General features: G+C 48.2%; 14 protein-coding genes. 3 read left to right on the forward strand and 11 right to left on the reverse strand.

All coding sequences use genetic code 11. From position 1 onward, the window contains the following. Nucleotides 1-14: 14 nt before the first annotated feature. Nucleotides 15-938, reverse strand: coding sequence for a patatin-like phospholipase family protein (locus P9J64_02260; protein ID MDG5467140.1), 924 nt, complete (start codon nt 936-938; stop codon nt 15-17). A 283-nt stretch (nt 939-1,221) separates the two neighbouring features. On the opposite strand from P9J64_02260, the gene P9J64_02265 reads away from it, so the two are divergent. Next, entirely contained in the window at nt 1,222-1,551 is a 330-nt protein-coding gene (locus P9J64_02265; protein MDG5467141.1) for a hypothetical protein, read from the forward strand. 173 nt (nt 1,552-1,724) lie between these two features. Here P9J64_02265 and P9J64_02270 read toward each other — a convergent pair whose 3' ends face one another. Together P9J64_02270 and P9J64_02275 are read right to left on the reverse strand one after the other, a co-directional pair. Next, complete coding sequence (locus P9J64_02270; GenBank protein MDG5467142.1) at nt 1,725-2,555, reverse strand: L,D-transpeptidase family protein; 831 nt, start codon at nt 2,553-2,555, stop codon at nt 1,725-1,727. A 108-nt stretch (nt 2,556-2,663) separates the two neighbouring features. Beyond that, nucleotides 2,664-2,813: a hypothetical protein gene (locus P9J64_02275; GenBank protein MDG5467143.1), complete on the reverse strand. Its 150-nt coding sequence runs from the start codon at nt 2,811-2,813 to the stop codon at nt 2,664-2,666. 236 nt (nt 2,814-3,049) lie between these two features. On the opposite strand from P9J64_02275, the gene P9J64_02280 reads away from it, so the two are divergent. Continuing rightward, the gene (locus tag P9J64_02280) at nt 3,050-4,504 is read left to right on the forward strand and encodes a DegQ family serine endoprotease (protein ID MDG5467144.1); all 1,455 of its coding nucleotides are present in this window, start codon (nt 3,050-3,052) and stop codon (nt 4,502-4,504) included. 69 nt (nt 4,505-4,573) lie between these two features. Here the strand turns inward: P9J64_02280 and P9J64_02285 are convergent, their stop codons facing one another. The 6 genes from P9J64_02285 to P9J64_02310 form a co-directional block, all read right to left on the reverse strand. Continuing rightward, on the reverse strand, nt 4,574-5,575 hold the full coding sequence (locus P9J64_02285) for a M48 family metalloprotease (GenBank protein ID MDG5467145.1): 1,002 nt from the start codon (nt 5,573-5,575) through the stop codon (nt 4,574-4,576). A gap of 289 nt (nt 5,576-5,864) precedes the next feature. Continuing rightward, nucleotides 5,865-10,034: a chemotaxis protein CheB gene (locus P9J64_02290; GenBank protein ID MDG5467146.1), complete on the reverse strand. Its 4,170-nt coding sequence runs from the start codon at nt 10,032-10,034 to the stop codon at nt 5,865-5,867. A gap of 361 nt (nt 10,035-10,395) precedes the next feature. Next, on the reverse strand, nt 10,396-11,985 hold the full coding sequence (locus tag P9J64_02295; protein ID MDG5467147.1) for an AAA family ATPase: 1,590 nt from the start codon (nt 11,983-11,985) through the stop codon (nt 10,396-10,398). 221 nt (nt 11,986-12,206) lie between these two features. Further along, nucleotides 12,207-12,575, reverse strand: coding sequence for a response regulator (locus P9J64_02300; protein MDG5467148.1), 369 nt, complete (start codon nt 12,573-12,575; stop codon nt 12,207-12,209). A gap of 18 nt (nt 12,576-12,593) precedes the next feature. Further along, entirely contained in the window at nt 12,594-13,115 is a 522-nt protein-coding gene (locus tag P9J64_02305; GenBank protein MDG5467149.1) for a hypothetical protein, read from the reverse strand. A 645-nt stretch (nt 13,116-13,760) separates the two neighbouring features. Beyond that, entirely contained in the window at nt 13,761-13,934 is a 174-nt protein-coding gene (locus P9J64_02310; protein MDG5467150.1) for a hypothetical protein, read from the reverse strand. Nucleotides 13,935-14,435: 501 nt separating this feature from the next. Between P9J64_02310 and P9J64_02315 the strand changes: the two genes are divergently transcribed. Beyond that, complete coding sequence (locus P9J64_02315) at nt 14,436-15,614, forward strand: cation:proton antiporter (protein ID MDG5467151.1); 1,179 nt, start codon at nt 14,436-14,438, stop codon at nt 15,612-15,614. A gap of 301 nt (nt 15,615-15,915) precedes the next feature. Here the strand turns inward: P9J64_02315 and P9J64_02320 are convergent, their stop codons facing one another. Together P9J64_02320 and P9J64_02325 are read right to left on the reverse strand one after the other, a co-directional pair. Continuing rightward, nucleotides 15,916-16,113, reverse strand: a complete 198-nt coding sequence (locus P9J64_02320; GenBank protein ID MDG5467152.1) for a hypothetical protein — start codon at nt 16,111-16,113, stop codon at nt 15,916-15,918. 329 nt (nt 16,114-16,442) lie between these two features. Then, entirely contained in the window at nt 16,443-17,555 is a 1,113-nt protein-coding gene (locus P9J64_02325) for a SpoIIE family protein phosphatase (protein MDG5467153.1), read from the reverse strand. Nucleotides 17,556-17,678: the final 123 nt, after the last annotated feature.

Consider the following 17,678-nt stretch of genomic DNA (forward strand, 5'->3'; position numbering starts at 1 on the left):
TAAAGTTCCACAAGTTACTGTGGCAGCCCCAAAAGCCTCCCCAAGGCAAAAGCCTTTGGCCTGCTCGCCTTTTTGAGCGCGCTCTGCAACGCACCAATCTGCCGCTCCACTTCTACTTCACCACGTTCAATTGCTCGGGCAGTCGTGGAAAAGTCGGCCCAGTGGGTAACCCCGTTTTTTGGTGAAAGAACGATGTCGGCGTCCTGGAGCTGTTCTCTGTTGAGTGCTGCGCGGGCCAAGGCATCGGCGCGGGCAATGACATCAAGCGCATTGCGCGGTTCTTTGAACACACCGGGTGCGTCTCCCACGTCTACCGCGATGACAAAGTCAGCACCAAGTTGGCGGGCGGCCGTTATCGGAACCGTTGAAGACCAGCCGCCATCGACCAGCAATCGACCCTCAAGTTTGACAGGGTTAAGTGCCCCTGGCATGGCACAGGAGGCGGCAATCACCTCACGCAACCGACCTTGCTTGAGGACAACAGATTCGCCACTCCGCAGGTCGAGGGCGACAGCCGCAAAGGGAATAATTGTCTCTTCGACGCGTAAATCTTCAAGGAGATAAGCATAACTGTTTGCAGCAATGTCCCCATTGACCAGAGAGGTTTTGGTCACCATCATAGTATTAAACAGGCCGCGTCTCGCCAATCGGCCCATCTCAGCGAGAAGCCCTTCGTCGTGAGAATCAAGCTCCTTGAAAAAGTTGAAGCCGGACTTGGCAAAGACTTCGCTTTCAAAGTAAGCCGCAAAGCGTGCCTTGATCGCAGCTACGTCAGGCCTTGTCGCGAACATGGCACCGATAATCGCTCCCATGCTGGTGCCTGTTACAATATCGATGGGGATGCCATGCTTGGTCAGCCCGGCAAGGACTCCGATGTGGGAAAAAGCCCGCGCTGCACCTCCCCCAAGGGCCAGTCCAATTTTAAGTTGTTTTGCCATAATCGTCCTCAATACCGCCCAGACAACCACGCAGAAGCGTTCCTACCTCTGTTAAGTTTGCAAAATCAAGGGTTTGCAAGCCTTCAAACTTCCGCTTTGTCATTCTCTCTCCATCATCTGAAAATCTACGTATTACCGATTTTTTAAACATCCCTAGGGACGCCGCATGAAATAATAATATCTTCTGCCTTTAACTGAGAAGCTGGTCATTGACTTCGACATTCTTTGTGCTTTTATTTGAGTATACTCACAAAATCCCCGCATGTTGAAAGGAGTGCAAATTATGAAGGCAAATAGGATCCTTTTGGCGTTACTGGCAATAGTGGGAGTGCTTTTAGGTGGTTGTATGGCGCATTTGAGCCAGGATGATCAGGCCAAACTTGATGCCGCTCTCAAGGCTGCAGATGCGGCGGCGGCTTCGGCTCAAAACGCTGCGACCTCCGCTCAAAGTGCTGAGACTGCAGCAAAGAGTGCGGCGACTTCGGCAAAAAACTCAGCTTCATCAGCTGATCGTGCTGAAACTGCTGCCAAGCGTGCCGAACTCGCTGCAGCCTCCGCTCAGGACAGTGCGGACAAAGCCGCCAAAGCTTTTGAAATGGGCTTGCGCAAGTAGCTCCTAAAAAAGCAGAGACCTATGTGTGGCGCCGACGTAAGCTAGCTCAGCCGCTTAGGCAGTGTGGCGGCTTGCGCGAATCAAACCTGGAGCAGTCATGCTTCGGCCGTGCTATGCGCACTTTATCTGTTCAACCTTTGCCAGAAAGAACTTCTGCCAGAGGCACCCAGATCCTACTCGTCTAATATCTGACCTACGACTTCTGGCATGCTGCTTTGTGCTCTGACAACGATTCTTACCCGGGAGTAGTCGATCGCGCCAGCCCATCTCGTTTTCGAAATCACAGTTAATGCTTGCTGAAACAGATCACCAAATCGTCCCAAGTAGTCTGGATGAACCTCGAGCAAAAGGCGGTCATCACGGATTGCCGCCTTGACCGGTTGGTAACTTATCCTCACGGGTGTGTCTATTTCAACCTGTTCATAAAGAACGGCAACATCCTCCGGGTACATACGCATGCAGCCGTTGCTCACTCGCCTGCCCACTCCAAAAGGGCGGTTGGTGCCGTGAAGGCCATAGCCGGGCTTCGACAAGCCAATCCAGTAATCACCCAGAGGGTTTTGCGGTCCAGGAGACATAACCTGTGGCAGAGCCGGGTCCTGCTTGCGCAACTCCTCCGGAACACGCCATTGAGGGGCTTGCTTTTTTATTGTGACGTAAGAAGTCCCTTCAGGGGTCTCTTTCCCCGCTCGGCCAATGCCGAGAGGGTATACACTCACTTTGTAGCGTCCGTCATTCAAGGTAAGGATGTGAAACAACCGCAGCTCAGCCAGATTGATGTTTAGGCCCGCGATTGATCCGCGCGGTACAATAACCTGGCCTGGCAGGATAATCGTTGTGCCCCTTTTGAGAATCCACGGGTCAACCGATCGGTTGCTGTTTGCCACGATCTCGTAGCCGAAACCTTCACGGCGAGCAAGCTCCATCAAGGTTTCACCGCCGGTTGTTATCGTTGTTCTTGTTTCGCCAGAGACAATAGGAAACGCTTCCGACAATTCAGCCACACTTGAAGCATGGGCGAGGGTCGCAAGAGTACAAAAAAATAAGATAAAATGAACTGGAACGATATTCATAGCTCACATTATGGCCCCGAACGATTTACTCATTTAACATCAGTAGGTTGAACCGGGGAAAAGCCACATAACCACCATCAAAACAAGCATCGCAATTAAAGCTATCTGCAGGATAAACTGCCAATGCTTCTTCTGGTTCCCTGTTGTTCTCCAGTGATGATCATGAAACCAAAGATTTCCGTGTCTCATAACTCCTCACTTATCTCCCCTTACACCTCTAATTCTATCATGCTTGTAAAGTGTTAACAGGAAACAACCTAATTTTAAGGGGCAAAAAATCAACCAGGATATTCCGTTAAGTAGCTGGATTATAGTCTTTTATCTTAGCTTGAAGTCGCGGCAAAGACTGATAACATTGAAACGAAACAGGAGCTAACCTCAGAACCAATAATTGGCCCAAAAAGAAAGGGTAGGGAGGGTTTATTATGCGCTGGAAAACACCACTTTTTGTACTCTTTGTGTTGTTGATAACAGGAGCTCTTGCCATAGCAACCCCATCAACCGTGTTGAGTCATGACCAAGGCCTTGAAAGTTTAAAGCAGACCGGGATGGCCTTTCGCAGTGTCGTAAAAAAAGTTTCACCAGCTGTCGTTTTTATTAAGGTCGAAAAGGAAGTAAGCACGCAAAACGCCCCACAGTTTTTTTCACCATACGGCAGTCCCTTTGATGATGAATTTTTTCGGTATTTTTTCGGCGAGCCTCCTGAGGATCGCAGTCCCCAGCCGCCTCCAAGAAAAAGACAGGAAGTCGGTCAAGGCTCGGGCTTTTTGACAACTCCAGATGGTTATATCCTGACCAACAACCATGTTGTCGGTGATTCGGATCGCGTCTATGTACAAATGCTTGATGGTCGAGAGTATCAGGCCGAGATCATCGGTAGTGATCCCGGCAGTGATCTCGCTGTCATTAAAATTAATGAGTCAGATTTGCCGTTTTTACAGCTGGGCAATTCTGAAGACTTGGAAGTTGGCGACTGGGTTCTTGCCGTAGGCAATCCCTTTGGGTTGTCCCACACCCTGACGGCAGGCATTGTCAGCGCCAAGGGCCGCAGCGGTATCGGGTTGAGTGATTATGAGGATTTTATTCAAACGGATGCGGCCATCAACCCGGGGAACTCAGGCGGCCCGTTAGTTAACCTCGAAGGGGAGGTCATTGGGATTAATACGGCCATATTCAGTCGCAGCGGTGGCTATATGGGAATTGGCTTCGCGATACCGATAAACATGGCAAAAGACATCAGGGATCAACTGATTGAACACGGGGAGGTAAGACGTGGACGTCTAGGTATTTATATTCAGGATATAACGCAGGACTTGGCTGAGTCTTTTGAGCTGGATAACGTGGAAGGAATCTTGATCACACAGGTTGTGGAAAAATCTCCGGCAGAAGACGCTGGTCTTCAGCGAGGTGATATTGTCTTAGAAATTGACGGTGACAAGGTTGTCAACGTTGCCAATTTACGCAACCGCATTTCATTAACCACTCCGGGCAGCAATGTCAACTTAACCATTTTGCGTGATGGCGACAAAAAAGATGTAAGAGTCATAATCGGTAAATTGGACTCTAGCAGTCTGAGTCAAAACCAGCAGGAGAATGAGGTTTCAAAGCTGGGACTCAGGTTACACCAACTAACCCCTGAACTTGCAGACCGCTATGGCTATGAGAATGAAAAAGGTGTCTTAATCTCTAATGTTGAGGGCGGCTCTGCTGCTTACAGGGCCGGGTTAAAAAACGGGGACTTGATCCTTCAGATAAACAGGCAGGCGGTATCGACTGTTGAAGATGCAATAAAACACCTACGGAATGGGGTCGGAAATGTAATTTTGTTGTTGGTCAGGAGGGGAGACAGCGCATTGTACGTTGCCTTGAAAGCGGAGTAGTAACGGTCAAGTCGAGGGACTCACGACTAAGAGTCCCCCGTTAATTATTTCTTTTGGTTTTATAGCGTATTAGTGCCATAAACCACTAACATGCCACCGCGGCTTACGAATCCGTTGGCCGCTTGCTAAGTCCCACTCAGCAAATAAATTTTCATATGGTGGTGTTAAAACATTCGGGCGAAGGCCCTCTTCCAGTTCGAGGAGTCGATTTACGCGCTCTTCTGTTGGTGGATGCGTTCTCAATAGCGATGGTTCTGGTGTTCGATAGCCTGGCATGATTACGCGTCGCCAAAGAGGGTTCTGCCTTCTCTCCAGTTTAACCAGCGCCCGCGCCAGCCCTTCTGGGTCACCAGTTAGCATGGCCGCATTAAGATCAGCGTCATATTCGCGGACCCGCGAGAGGCCTAACTGTGCCAGCGCGCTGATTTGGGGGGCAAACAACAGAATGAGCACGGCCCACCAGTTGATATGGTGCTCAGAAAATAAGATAAGTGGCAAATTCAGCAGCAAGAGAATCTGTCCGATGGTCGAGAGCGTACTGGTGAATCGACTGGCCATGTCAGCAAGACCCATAACACAGATATCGTTGTTGCGAATATGACTCACCTCATGTGCCAACACTCCGACCAGTTCTCTCCAGTCTAACGTTCTGATTAGTCCATCAGTGATTGCAATCGCTGATTTCTCTCGTGTGCCAACAGCAAAAGCATTGATAACATTAGTTGGCAAATAATGAGGGACAGGAAGGTCATTTAACCCCGCTCTTCGAGACAGCTCATTTAACGCCTGATAAATCTGCGGAGCCTCGCTCTTTGTGATAGGGCGCGCTCGGTACAGACGCATGACCAGTTGCGGGGAAGCTGTTGGGCTAAATAATACCAGCATCACGCCGAGCACCATGAGCATGAAAATCCCGTCGGAGCCCCAGAGAATCCACCCCAGCAACGCTAAGTACCCAGCCAGAAAGATAAGTAACGCCAAAGTCTGCATCCGATTGATTGCCGAATGGCGTATCCAGTTTTGCGTGTTAATCCTCAATTCAAAGCAACCCTTCAAAAGCCTGTGAGTCATTTAGTTTCAGCACAAACAAAGGTGCGATATGAGAATCATAACATACCTTGTACAGCATGTTGAACGAGGCTTGGCACGAAATTATATCGCTAAATGATGCGCTCCGTCTCTCACTTGATAACCCCAGTCAGTAAACGCTAATGGTGCTTATCAAAAAGGAATCTGTAGCCATTTATTTAATATTATGTTGTCTTGGATTTTACAGACTTAACATATTCAAATGGCCACCTGGATCATCTCCTGGTGGCCATAGTTTTGTTGTCTTACGTGGTTACATCAATAATAAGTGCTAATCAGGTTTTTCACCGTCGGTCTTAACATAGCGGGCCACTGTTTCGTAGATTTTCTCCAGGCGTAGCGGCTTGACCAAATAATCGTCCATGCCTGCCCTCAGTGCAATTTCCTGACTCTCCTCGCTGGCATGAGCACTGAGTGCTATAATGGGGATGTGCCCACCGGCTTCCTCCTCCTGTGTCCTGATCAGTCGTGTTACTTCATAGCCATCGAGATATGGCATTTGAATATCCATCAGGATCAGGTCGAAGCTTGAGTTTCGCCAAGCCTCGATCGCGTCACGGCCATTTTCGACGATAACCAGATCGAGGTTGCTTTCCGCCGTCTGCATTGTCAGTAAAGATCTTAACATCGGGTCGTCTTCTGCCACGAGAATGCGCAGCGGCCTAAAAGACACGCAGAGCTCCCCGGCCGATTTCGTTTGAGCTGAGGGTTGTTCGTCCTCGTCGGAGGCACTCTGGAGCGGAATGGTGAAAGACAGGGTTGAGCCTTCGCCAACGCGACTTTTGGCTCTGATCTTCCCTCCCATCCGCTCTACCAGCCCCTTGCAGATCGACAGCCCTAAACCAACTCCGCCATGTTCCCTGGTATTGGAGCTGTCCAGCTGGGTGAACCCATTGAACATACCCTTAATATTTTCCTGTGGGATGCCGATGCCGGTATCTCGAACCGAGAAAATAAGCATCGGCGAGTTCTGTTCGGTCTGCTCGGCTGGCAAGAGATTGACGCTGATTTTAACCTCGCCCTGTTCCGTGAACTTAATGGCATTACTGACCAGGTTGACCAGAACCTGGCGCAGGCGCATCTGGTCGCCAATAAAGTCTTTTGGAACATCACTGCCGATGTCCAGCCTCATGGCCAGACCTTTCTTTTCTGCCTGCAACTGCATGATGTCTGTGACCTCGCTGATGCCGTGGCGCAAGTCAAATTTTTCCCTTTTCAGAGTCAGCCTGTCTGCCTCAATTCGCGAAAAATCAAGGATGTCTCCAAGCAGTTCCATTAAGGATTCCGCCGCGGTGTCAGCCAGAGCAAGGCAACGTAAGAGTTCTGGCTTGAGGTTGCCCTGTTGCAGGAGTTCAATAACGCCGATGATTGTCGTCATCGGTGTGCGAATCTCGTGGCTCATAGTAGCGAGAAACTCACTTTTCGCCTGACTTGCTTTTTCCGCCTCGCGTTTAGCCTGCCGTAGAGAAGCCTCCATGTTTAAGCGTTCTGTAGCGTCCTGTATTCCTAACAGGATGGAATCCTGAGCGGTCTCCCTAACACGCATTTTGCGGGCGGAGAGAAGCATTGACCGGGGCCCCAAGTGGGGGAAGTCAACCGTCAGCTGAAAATTGTCCATCTGTGTGCTTTTGGGGAGAATTTTTTCAAGCAGCAAGCGCAGGTCGGGATTATCCCACTGCCCGGAGCCCAATTCAAAAATACTTTTCCCCTCGGTCTGGTGTGGTGCTGCCTGGAACTTTTCATAAAAAGCGGGGTTGGCGGATTTGACCCGAAGCTCGGAATCGAGAACCAGCAGAGGATCTTTTATCGTATCGACGATGCGCAAGGCATACTTGTGGGCCGTTTCGATGTCCTGCATACTCTTTTTCAGTCGGTCGATGTCAAAAAGGGTGATGACCGCACCTTCGATTTTTTCTTCCATGGTTTTATAAGGGCGGATACGCAGCAGGTTCCAGAGGTTTCTTCGATCCAGAATCTCCTTTTCAAAGGGCTCTCCGGTGCGAATAGTGTTTCGCAGGATTTCTTCCAGACCCGGCAATAATAGATGTAAATTGAGGACGCTGATCGGTTGTCCGACGTCGTTCTGGCTGATGTTGAAGGTGCCTTCTGCATTTGGGCTGACAAGGCGGATGCGCAAATCTGCTTCAACAATCACGAAAGGAATCTGGGCGCTAAGCAGTAAGTTGCGGAGGTCCCCATGAGACTGGGTCAGCTCAGCATTTCTGGCCTGTAGCTCGGCATTGACAGTCGAAAGCTCTTCGTTGCTCGATTCCAGCTCTTCCTTGGCGGTCTCCAGCTCTTCATTGATGCTCTGCAATTCCTCGTTGCTGGAAAGGATTTCTTCGTTCGCTATCTTGGTGTCTTCCAGCGACTTGTCGCGGTCTTCGATCAGGGTCTGCATATATTCCCTGGTCGAATACAGGTCCTGTCGCAGTCGCAATAATTCCTCTTCGGAAGCAGAAGCGGCCATTCCTTGCCTGGCCTTTGGACCCTGTGTGGTGTCTTTTTGCAACTCCAGCGGCTCGAACAGCACCAGGTACAGGGCCGTATTGTCCGGCCCGCTAAAGGGAATAACCTCCAGATTGAGGCCATGGAGAGCGTCTTTGAGAGTAATGCGCAAATTCTCTTTACGCTGGGGTGTCTGTTTTTTTTTAGTGCTGTAGATCAAGGTGCGCAATTCCATGCGCAAGTCATCATGCACCATCTTCATTAGCTTTAGACTTGCCTTGCCAGGCATAGGCCGCAGGTAAAAGCTGGTGTCACCACGAAAATGCAAAAGATTCATTTCCTGGTCAATCACAACTGCTGCCGGATGGTACTTGCACAACAGAATCCGGTCGGTCAGTGTCTGTAAATCAGGCGAGGTTGCAGAGTCCGCCTGCGGAGCGAAAAACGGCGAGTGGGGCAATTTAATGACATTCGCTTTCGGTTGCTGACTGAATTCGTGCTCTGCTAGTTGCGGACCATTCTTTTTGTAAAAAAGCCGCTGCCTCTTATTCGCAGGAACAAAAAGTTCATCGAAAGAGCCGATACTTTCTGAAGCGCCAAGCAAGAGGAAGGCACCGGGGTTAAGAGCGTAATGGAATAGGGGCATGACCTTCTTCTGTAAGTTTGAATCGAAGTAAATCAGGACATTGCGGCAGCTTATCAAGTCTAAACGAGAGAATGGTGGATCGTGGGTGAAGTCCTGACGAGCGAAGACACATAGTTCACGAACCGATTTCTTAACCTGGTAGCCATCACGGGTTTCGTCAAAGAATGTCTGTAGCCTCATCTGACTGAGGTCTGCAACCTCAGCTTTTGTAAATAAACCACGCCGAGCCTTGTTGATTGCCGGTTCGCTGATATCGGTGCCAAAGACTTGAATTGGCACAGAATATCCTTGGGCTTCCATAAATTCCAGCAGGCTGAGAGCTATGGAGTAGACTTCTTGTCCGGTCGCGCAGCCGGGAACCCAGATGCGCAACGGGTTGTCCTCTCCTTTGCCGTCAACAATCGCAGGGTAGACTGTTTGGCTGAGGGCTTCGAAGGCTGCCGGGTCGCGGAAGAAACTGGTGACCTTGATCAGCATATCCTCATTCAGTGCGGCGGCCTCCTCAGAGTGCTCTCGCAGGTAGTCGGCATACTCAGTCAGCTTATTCAACTTATTGATCGCCATGCGGCGCAGGATGCGTCGACTGACAGTGGTGCGCTTGTAACCGACATAATCAAACCCCAGAGCTTTCAAGTTATCGAGGATCTGTTCAATCACATCCTTGTCCAGTTCCTCAAAGATTTCAGCTGAGGTGGCAGTCTTGGGCGGCAACTGAAAGACAGGATGCCGTGCCAGCCTGGCGATTTCGCGGCCAATTCCTTCAGGGGGCAGGACCAGGTCCACGCAGCCTGCGGCGATTGCATGGCATGGCATCTCTGGAAACTCGGCGCTCTTTCCGTCTTGGGCGAAGGTTATTCCGCCTTCTGCCTTGATCGCCTTCAGGCCTTTGCTGCCGTCGGAACCTGTGCCGGAGAGAACCACGCCGATACAGGATTCATGTAAATTTGAAGCCAAGGATAGAAAAAAATGATCGATAGAGAGAGTTGGGACAGTGCCCCTGTCACGCGGCATCAGTTTCAGGGTTCGCCCTTCAAGCGACAGTGACTGCGCCGGAGGAATGACATAAACCTTGTTCGGCTGGATCGGCATGTCGTTCTCAATGGTGAGAACCGGCATGCTGGTTGCTTTGGAAAGCAACTCGGCAAGGTTGCTGTGGTAGGTGGGGTTCAGGTGTTGGACCAGGACAAAGGCCATGCCCGTATCGTCGGGGATCGTTGCGAGCAGCTGCCTGACAGCAGTGAAGCCACCGGCCGAGGCACCTATACCGACCACCGCAAAGCAGGGGTCGTATTGATGATTATCTAATGTTTGCTGATCAGAAGGAATCGGGGGTTTCTTTTTCGTCATCTGCTCTCCAAAAAACAACAACGTCAACCCATCCCCTGGAACCAGGAGAAAAGTTGACCCCAAGTCATGAGGATTAAAAAACGACACAGGCTTTATCAATGCCGGGACGTTTGCCATCAGCATTTATAATTTTTAACAGATTACCATCCGAAATCCGGTTCTTCAATAGAGTTAATGCTAAGAGATGGTATCTGCAAACAGGAGAACCTCAGCAGCAATTTTTTTATACGCCGCCACTCATCTGGTCGACTTCAACGTCTCTGCATGCCCGGAAGCGCTCAGCCTGAAGAAGCTACCACGGAATGAAGAACAGTCGGTTCTGTTCTGCCCTTGACAGCCCGAGTCATGGGCCATCCTGGAGTCAACTGTCGAACCTCCCCTGGTTTCGGTCGTAGTCCCGCTCAGAAAGGCGGTCAGCCACCTCGTCTGGCATTGTATCGGGCCAGACGGTCTGAGCCAGTTCACGCTCCTCGTCGGTTAACGGTTGCTGCTCAGCCAACTGATAACCCAGTACCGTCATGTTCGCTTCCGAGATATCAACCCCTTGAGTAGCACGCTGTTGAATACGGCGGCGCAATTCTGCCTCGGCAACCTGGAAGTCGAGAATGACGAGAGGGGCCGATAACTCTGCGGCGAGACAGCGCAGCCTGTCTCTCTGCAGCTTTTTCAGGAAGGTGGCATCGACAATCACCGAATAGCCGGCGGTAAGCACTGCTTTGGCGAGCAGCTGCAGCCTCTCGTAGGTTGCCTGATTGGCCTTGTCGTCATAAATACCGCCACCGGGAGGCGAGTGGCTGTTTGTTGTTGCACTCAGCCCGTGCAGACGCTTGCGCTCCCTGTCGGACTGCAGGTGGATAAAGCCGCCGCTATCCGAAAGTTTACGAACGAAAGTAGTCTTGCCAGAGCCGGAGAGCCCATGGGTAATGATCAGTCGCTTGGGTGGCTTTGCCGTGAAGCTGCCGGCCAGATCCAGGTAACTGTGGTAGCGTTCAATGTCCAGTTTTCTTTCTGTATCACTCAAGCCGGGTTGGCCCAGCCGCATGCACAGCACCTTGGTGCGAACCATGGCCCGGTAGAGCTTGTAGAAACGCAACAGCTCCAGCCCTTGATAATCCCCGGACTCCTGCAGGTAACGATTCAGAAAGTGCCAACCAAGCTTTGCTTCTCCCCGATCATCCAGATCCATAACCAGAAAAGCGATGTCATTAATAACATCAATCCAGCGTAGGTTGTCGTTGAACTCGATGCAGTCAAAAAGGACGGGCTCATTATCAATCCAGGCCATGTTGGCCAGATGCAAATCACCGTGGCATTCACGAATAAAACCTTCTGCCTTTCGTTGCCAAAGAATTTCATGCTGATCATCGCAGCTCTTGCGAGTCCATTCTTCAAGCCCTTTCACCTTGCGATATTCTTTTACGGAGAGCAGCGCTTTGATCTGGGTGAAGTTTTCGAGCACAGGATCAATAACTGCTTGCGGGGTTCCATATGGCTGTTCTGGCCCGGCAACGTCTGCGGCTTGATGAACGTTGGCGATCATGATAGCGAAGCAGTCGAGCTGCCGGGCGCCCAGGAGGCCAGCCGCCAGCACCCGATCAAGCTGATCCTGTTGCGCAAAACGCCTCATCTTCACCGCATAATCAAGGGCCGGCCTGCCGTGCATTTCCGGGCAAGCCGGATCCCCCCCGATTTGGTTAACACCAAGGTAGAGCTGTGGTGCAAAACGTCGATTGAGTCGTAACTCTTCAAGACAGAAATGGTGGCGTTTGGCAAGAGTGGAAAAATCAAGAAAACCAAAATTAACTGGCTTTTTCACCTTGTATGCAAAATCTCCGGCGAGAAAGACCCAGGAGATGTGGGTTTCGATCAGCGTGACTTGCTCGACCGGATGGTCGTAGAAGCCTGGTTGCAGCATGGCCTTGATAAGGGTTCTCTCTGTTGCTGCTTCCATCTATTCATCTCCAGCCTGACAGAATATATCAATAGCTTAATTGATAAGAAACACCGAGCAAGGGGGTAAGCGACCTGAAAGGTTCAACAAACATGTTAGAGCGCTGGACGAATTTGTCAGAGTAAATTGTGGATAGATATAGCGTTAATCAGGTCAAGAGATTTTCACAAAATACCTCATAGAAAATGTCTACCCTCGCTATTAGACTCAGAAGCCGATATTCAAGAGAGAAGTCTCTGAATAGCTTCAATGACCATCGATGTCTTGTATGGTTTTGTTATGTACATGTCGGCTCCAGCTTGCTCGCCCATGACAAGGTCTTCTTTGCTCTTTTTCGCCGTAAGTATGATGATCGGTATATGACAGGTTGCCTCGTTAGACTTTAACTGCCGACAAACCTGGAAGCCATCAACCTCGGGAAGCATAATATCGAGAAGAATCAGATCAGGCTTCATCGTTTCTACGACATCTAATGCTGTCTGACCATCCATCACCCCTTCAACTGTGTAACCCTCTATACTCAACAGCATGCTTTGCAGCGTCAATAGGTCTTGTTCATCTTCAACAACCAAAATCTTCTTTTTGGTCACAGCAGCCTCCGCCATTGACTAAAGTTCATCCTTACCTGCCTCATCATTCCAAAGGGGATTCTCACGATCTTCCGGGTGTAGTTTTTGCTTTTCTTCTTGATGGATATGCCAGAAGGATTGATCAATCGCCCCCTCAAGGTATTCGTGTTTTTGATCATGATGAAACGGACACCACCAGTTTTCGACGATTTTTACTAGATAGGTAATGTAACGGAAAAGCGCCACACTCATCGGGCAATAGACCTTGCAATTAAAAATCCAGTACCAGCGATAGCCTTGGAACTGAAGCCAAGTATTCTTTGAATCAAATGTGATTTGGTTGTCGTATTGATAACGATGTGAAACCCAAGACGGCACAAACGACCAGTAGGGTCGAACATCCATTCCGCCGACATACTTCAAATGAAATTTGACGAGTAAAATGCCAGCAATTACGAACGGAATTGTCGTGAGCAACGGTGCGTAAATCAAAGGAATGCCGAGATATCTCTTCCAGGCGGGTTGATCAATGTAATTCCTGCCAATAATAACTCTATCCATATCGGTGCCTCGCTGTAGTGGATATCAAAAGAACTTGGCGGACTATACTTGATCATTTGCAAGGGGTTAGAGCACATGTGCTCTTAGCGTTAACTTAGAAGTTCGTCAACTTGAGCTCATTGATACGTTTTCCCAATAATTTGTTGAGATCCTTTAGAGAGAAATGGCTCCGATGATGCGAATGGCCTGCAGTCTTCTTTTGTCATGTCGCCCAATCCCAGGCACCTAAGTAAACAAAGCCCTTTTAATTATACTCAGGCTTAGGTCGATGGCAAAGCAGATGGCTTTTTATTTATTCACTCGTATCGATTGGATTCGCTCAGAGTAGTTTTTTAGGATGGCTCAAAAGCCCTGACAAATAAAAAAGCCCCGCTCACCGGAGGGGGGGGGGGGAGCAGGGCAAGGCTCTCTGCATTATGAGGGGATCATAAGGCAGAGGAATATATAAACTTGTAACAGCTTTTTCTGTGCTGTCCATTGACTCCTGCATGCCTCTATCCACAATAAGCTGTTTTTTCACCTCAGAAGTCGTGACCAATGAAAAGTTGTGAGTGTGACTTTAGCAAACCGCAGCATTAACCAACCAAGCCACGTGCTCTTGCGGGTTTATCTTGTCGTTGTTGAAAACAACTTTTCATTAAGGTCTCACTCCCAGTCAGAAGTGGATTCGTGTTCCTTTAATAATTTAATTTCTTCAGAAATAATAGTTTCAAGCCGAGCAATTATGTCTTTCACCTCTTTTTCATTGACGGATTCAGAAAAGCCCATGCTAATCAAGATTTCACAAAGATCCTTCAATCGCACAATGCTGTTAATCATGATTTCCTCACCTTAACTTAAAGATTATTCGATCTCATAAAGTCAACGTCCATTACTTAATTTCCCCCCAAAGGTGACTCTTTTGTGCCAGACGCTTGTAGCTCTATAGCGTTTGATTCTTGGTGTTTCGTGTATGATCATGGTCAAATCTAAAAAATCTAATCGGTTAAATTCTATAAGCAATTAGAATCCTGTCAATTTACATTTATCTGCCCCAACAATATGACCACCAAGGACCGAACCCTGATGGTCATAATTTCGTGGATTAAGGAGCTTGCAGAACACCTTTTTCAAAAAGAAGTTAGTTCTCATCTCAACAGTCATGAAGTTTTGCAAATAACCCTCAAACTATAAATTACGATTTTTTCGATTAGACAAAACTGAAGCCTTGCTTAGAAATAGTTTTACGCTAATGTTCTAACATGCATTGAAAGAAAATCCAGAAGAGCAAATCTCAGAGATTTTTTAAAGACTGAGTCACTATAATAAGGTGAACTGTGAATGGTTGATTTTGCGGAATTTTTCCTCACCTTAGGCCTACTTTTCCTGGTTGGATTGATTACTGACCTTCTAGGACGAAAGACCTTCCTGCCACGAGTATCTCTACTCATGGTTTTTGGATTCATTATTGGTCCATCAGCTCTAGACTTTATTCCTGAGATAGGCCACCGCTGGTTCCCTGCTGTAGCTGATATGGCGCTGGTGATGATTGGTTTTCTCTTAGGGGGTCAATTAACAATCCCCTTCTTAAAAAAGTCAGGTCGTCATGTCCTCGGCATATCTCTTCTTGAAGTGGTGATCACGGCCTCCGTTGTTACCGTTGGTATGTTGATAATCGGTAAATCTCTGCCCGTTGCCTTGTTGTTGGGAGCTATAGCTCCGGCAACAGCTCCCGCTGCAACAATTGCTGTGGTGCGTGAGACCAAATCTCATGGTCCGTTCACAGATGTTTTGATTGGTGTTGTCGGAATAGACGATATCTGGGGTGTTATCTTTTTTACCGTCATTCTTTCCTTTGCCATGGCGATAGCGGGATCCCACGGCTCTGCTGGGGTTTTGTTTGCAGGTTTGTGGGATGTATTTGGAGCAATATTGCTTGGTGTAATTATGGGGCTTCCGATGGCATTTTTAAGTGGTCGGGTTAAAGCTGGAGAGCCCACTTTGGTAGAAGCTTTAGGTTTTGTATTTTTATGCGCTGGGGTCGCGTTTTGGTTGGAGGTTTCATTTATCCTTTCATCGATGGTTATGGGGTGTGTCGTAGTGAATTTGGCGAAACATCATTCAAGACCTTTTCATGCAATAGAGGCTGTCGAGTGGCCTTTCCTGACACTTTTTTTCGTTCTTTCCGGTGCCTCTTTGCATTTTCAGACAATAATGGCAGCTGGGTATGTTTTTGTTTTTTATGTAATTCTGAGAGTCCTGGGTAAATTCTTTGGTTCTAGACTTGGGGCCATGGTTAGCGGAGCAGATGATAAAATTCGCAAAAACATATGGATGGGCCTTATGCCCCAAGCAGGTGTCGCTTTAGGAATGGCTCTTTATGCCTCACAGCGTTTCCAGGATTTAAGCAATACAATCATGCCTGTAATCATTGGGGGAACAGTCATCTTTGAGTTGTTTGGCCCAATGATGACCAAACGAGCTCTTTTAGAAAGTGGGGAAGTTCAAATAAGAAGTTAGGCAACGGTAAATACAGAAATACCCTATTTATCAACTATCTAAAGCTTTAATAAAAAGCGCCTCTCAGACATCCGGGGATTAAGAACGAATTGCAAATAGGCGTTAAGCTTTTTTCTAGCGTAAGGATTACTGTCTTATTTTATCACATTTTTTTTTGGGGGGGGGAGGGGGGCTGGCAGTTTTGGAAAATTCTTACGGGCCCTGACAAATAATAAAGGTCACTCGATTTTGTAGTTGAAGTGGTCTCTGAGACAAGCCATAAAGACAACATGATCATCGAAAAGCTTTACACCCAGTAACCTTACAAGAACACATTGTGTCGGCGCCGTTCCACTCCATTGTATGGAACTTTCAGGGCACGCATTTTATCCCTGCCAACAACAACCCATCCACCAAAACGTTTAAAAAACACAACCTGATTTTCAGCCAGCAAAAATTGCAGCTCATCCTTGCTGACAAACTCTTCATGTCCACCTTTAAGTACCACAGGAACAAACATAGAAAGCCTCCTATCCAAACAACTTTAATTCTAAGCTAACGTGAAGAAAGCTTCTGTCAAGGCCGCTGACACATAATTTTAGGATCTTCTCGGAAACACACTGGAGGGTTGAAGCAAATCGCTACTAACGGCAAATAATCTTATTTGTCCTACTATATTGATTCGAGGTGCTCAGATTGGCTGGAACGTGAAATTCGTACAGCCCCTGACTTTTACTTAGCCTTGTAGCGTTTCTACTCCAGAAATCTTTGTGCTATATGGCTGGCCTAGTCTTATTGCAAATTGGCTCATAAATTATTGGCAATCGCAGTTGTTCATCCTTTATGAATTTATTCAATACGTATTTCGAGTAGCGCCAAATCATCATCTATTCGGATTTCATTTGAAGCAGTCAGTAATGCTTGATGCAATGATTCAATTTTGATGGGGATTCTGGGATAACCCAAAGACTCTAGTATATTGATTAACCCTGCGGTTCCCAACTGTTGTCCATCAGCATCCTGTATCTCGACGGCACCATCGGAGCAGAGCAGAAGACAGTCTCCAGGGTCGCATTGAAAAGAAATTTCGTCATACTCGGCGTCATCGGTCATCCCGAAAGGCAAACCTGGAACTTTGATCGCTTCGTTTCGGCCTGAGGGTTTGAAGATAATGAGCGGAGGGCCTCCGGCTGAAGTGACTCGAAGTATCCGGTCAGTGGCATTGAGGACGCCGCAGACTGCAGTTGAAAAGGATTCGTCTTTGACAATTTTACACAATTCCTGATTCAATAAATGTGCAAAATCAGGAGGATGAACCAACGTCTGGTGGTGTCTCTCCCAAAGGGAGCTTAGATGCATGGTATAGAGTGCTGCTGCAACACCATGGCCCATAATATCCGCAAGCATAAAGGCATAACGATCAGCGTCTAGTTGTCGAAAAGCAATATAGTCGCCCCCGATTATATCGTGAGGAATATAAATCGAGCAAAAGCTGACTCGCTTGTTTGGTGGCAGTTCATGATCCATGGAAAGTTCTTGTATCTGTTTTGCACGTAGCAGGTCAGCATAGGCGTGAGAATAGTCACGAAAAGTTTCAACACCACCAATGACCTCGTTCTGTGCATTATGGACCGGAGCGACTGAAATGGTCATCGCCACACGACCACCAGTACTTGTTTGACAAAAAGCGAGTAAGGGCTCAGCACTAGGCTTATTCGTTTGCATACTTCTATGAAGAGGGCAAAATTCTTTGCCACATAATTGTCGGCCATCCTTGTCTATATGAACAAGAATGTCGTCTCTGCACTTGTGCCCCACAACCTCTTGTGCGGTCCAACCTGTGATGCGCTCAGCTGCTTTATTCCAGTAGAGAATGGTGCGCTGGAGATCGCACACATATAGACCGTCATTTAAGGAGTCAAGAATAACACCTACAAGAGCCGGGTTTATTTTGGTTCCCATTGGAAACTCCATGAAAAGCACGGTAGAGAAGCTTTAAACTGCACTGCGAAGCAGATAGTATGAGTGTCGCTTCGTTATTTTTTCGTCGGTTGTACTCTGGAGGAAAAAACAAGTGAATTGGCA

Source organism: Deltaproteobacteria bacterium IMCC39524 (genome assembly GCA_029667085.1).
Lineage (GTDB): Bacteria > Desulfobacterota > Desulfuromonadia > Desulfuromonadales > BM103 > M0040.

Excerpts from the sequence above, each read along its gene's own strand:
- P9J64_02260 (MDG5467140.1), bottom strand. The coding sequence starts at position 938 with ATGGCAAAACAACTTAAAATTGGACTGGCCCTTGGGGGAGGTGCAGCG.
- P9J64_02265 (MDG5467141.1), top strand. The coding sequence starts at position 1,222 with ATGAAGGCAAATAGGATCCTTTTGGCGTTACTGGCAATAGTGGGAGTG.
- P9J64_02275 (MDG5467143.1), bottom strand. The coding sequence starts at position 2,813 with ATGAGACACGGAAATCTTTGGTTTCATGATCATCACTGGAGAACAACA.
- P9J64_02280 (MDG5467144.1), top strand. The coding sequence starts at position 3,050 with ATGCGCTGGAAAACACCACTTTTTGTACTCTTTGTGTTGTTGATAACA.
- P9J64_02285 (MDG5467145.1), bottom strand. The coding sequence starts at position 5,575 with ATGACTCACAGGCTTTTGAAGGGTTGCTTTGAATTGAGGATTAACACG.
- P9J64_02290 (MDG5467146.1), bottom strand. The coding sequence starts at position 10,034 with ATGACGAAAAAGAAACCCCCGATTCCTTCTGATCAGCAAACATTAGAT.
- P9J64_02295 (MDG5467147.1), bottom strand. The coding sequence starts at position 11,985 with ATGGAAGCAGCAACAGAGAGAACCCTTATCAAGGCCATGCTGCAACCA.
- P9J64_02305 (MDG5467149.1), bottom strand. The coding sequence starts at position 13,115 with ATGGATAGAGTTATTATTGGCAGGAATTACATTGATCAACCCGCCTGG.
- P9J64_02310 (MDG5467150.1), bottom strand. The coding sequence starts at position 13,934 with ATGATTAACAGCATTGTGCGATTGAAGGATCTTTGTGAAATCTTGATT.
- P9J64_02315 (MDG5467151.1), top strand. The coding sequence starts at position 14,436 with ATGGTTGATTTTGCGGAATTTTTCCTCACCTTAGGCCTACTTTTCCTG.
- P9J64_02320 (MDG5467152.1), bottom strand. The coding sequence starts at position 16,113 with ATGTTTGTTCCTGTGGTACTTAAAGGTGGACATGAAGAGTTTGTCAGC.
- P9J64_02325 (MDG5467153.1), bottom strand. The coding sequence starts at position 17,555 with ATGGGAACCAAAATAAACCCGGCTCTTGTAGGTGTTATTCTTGACTCC.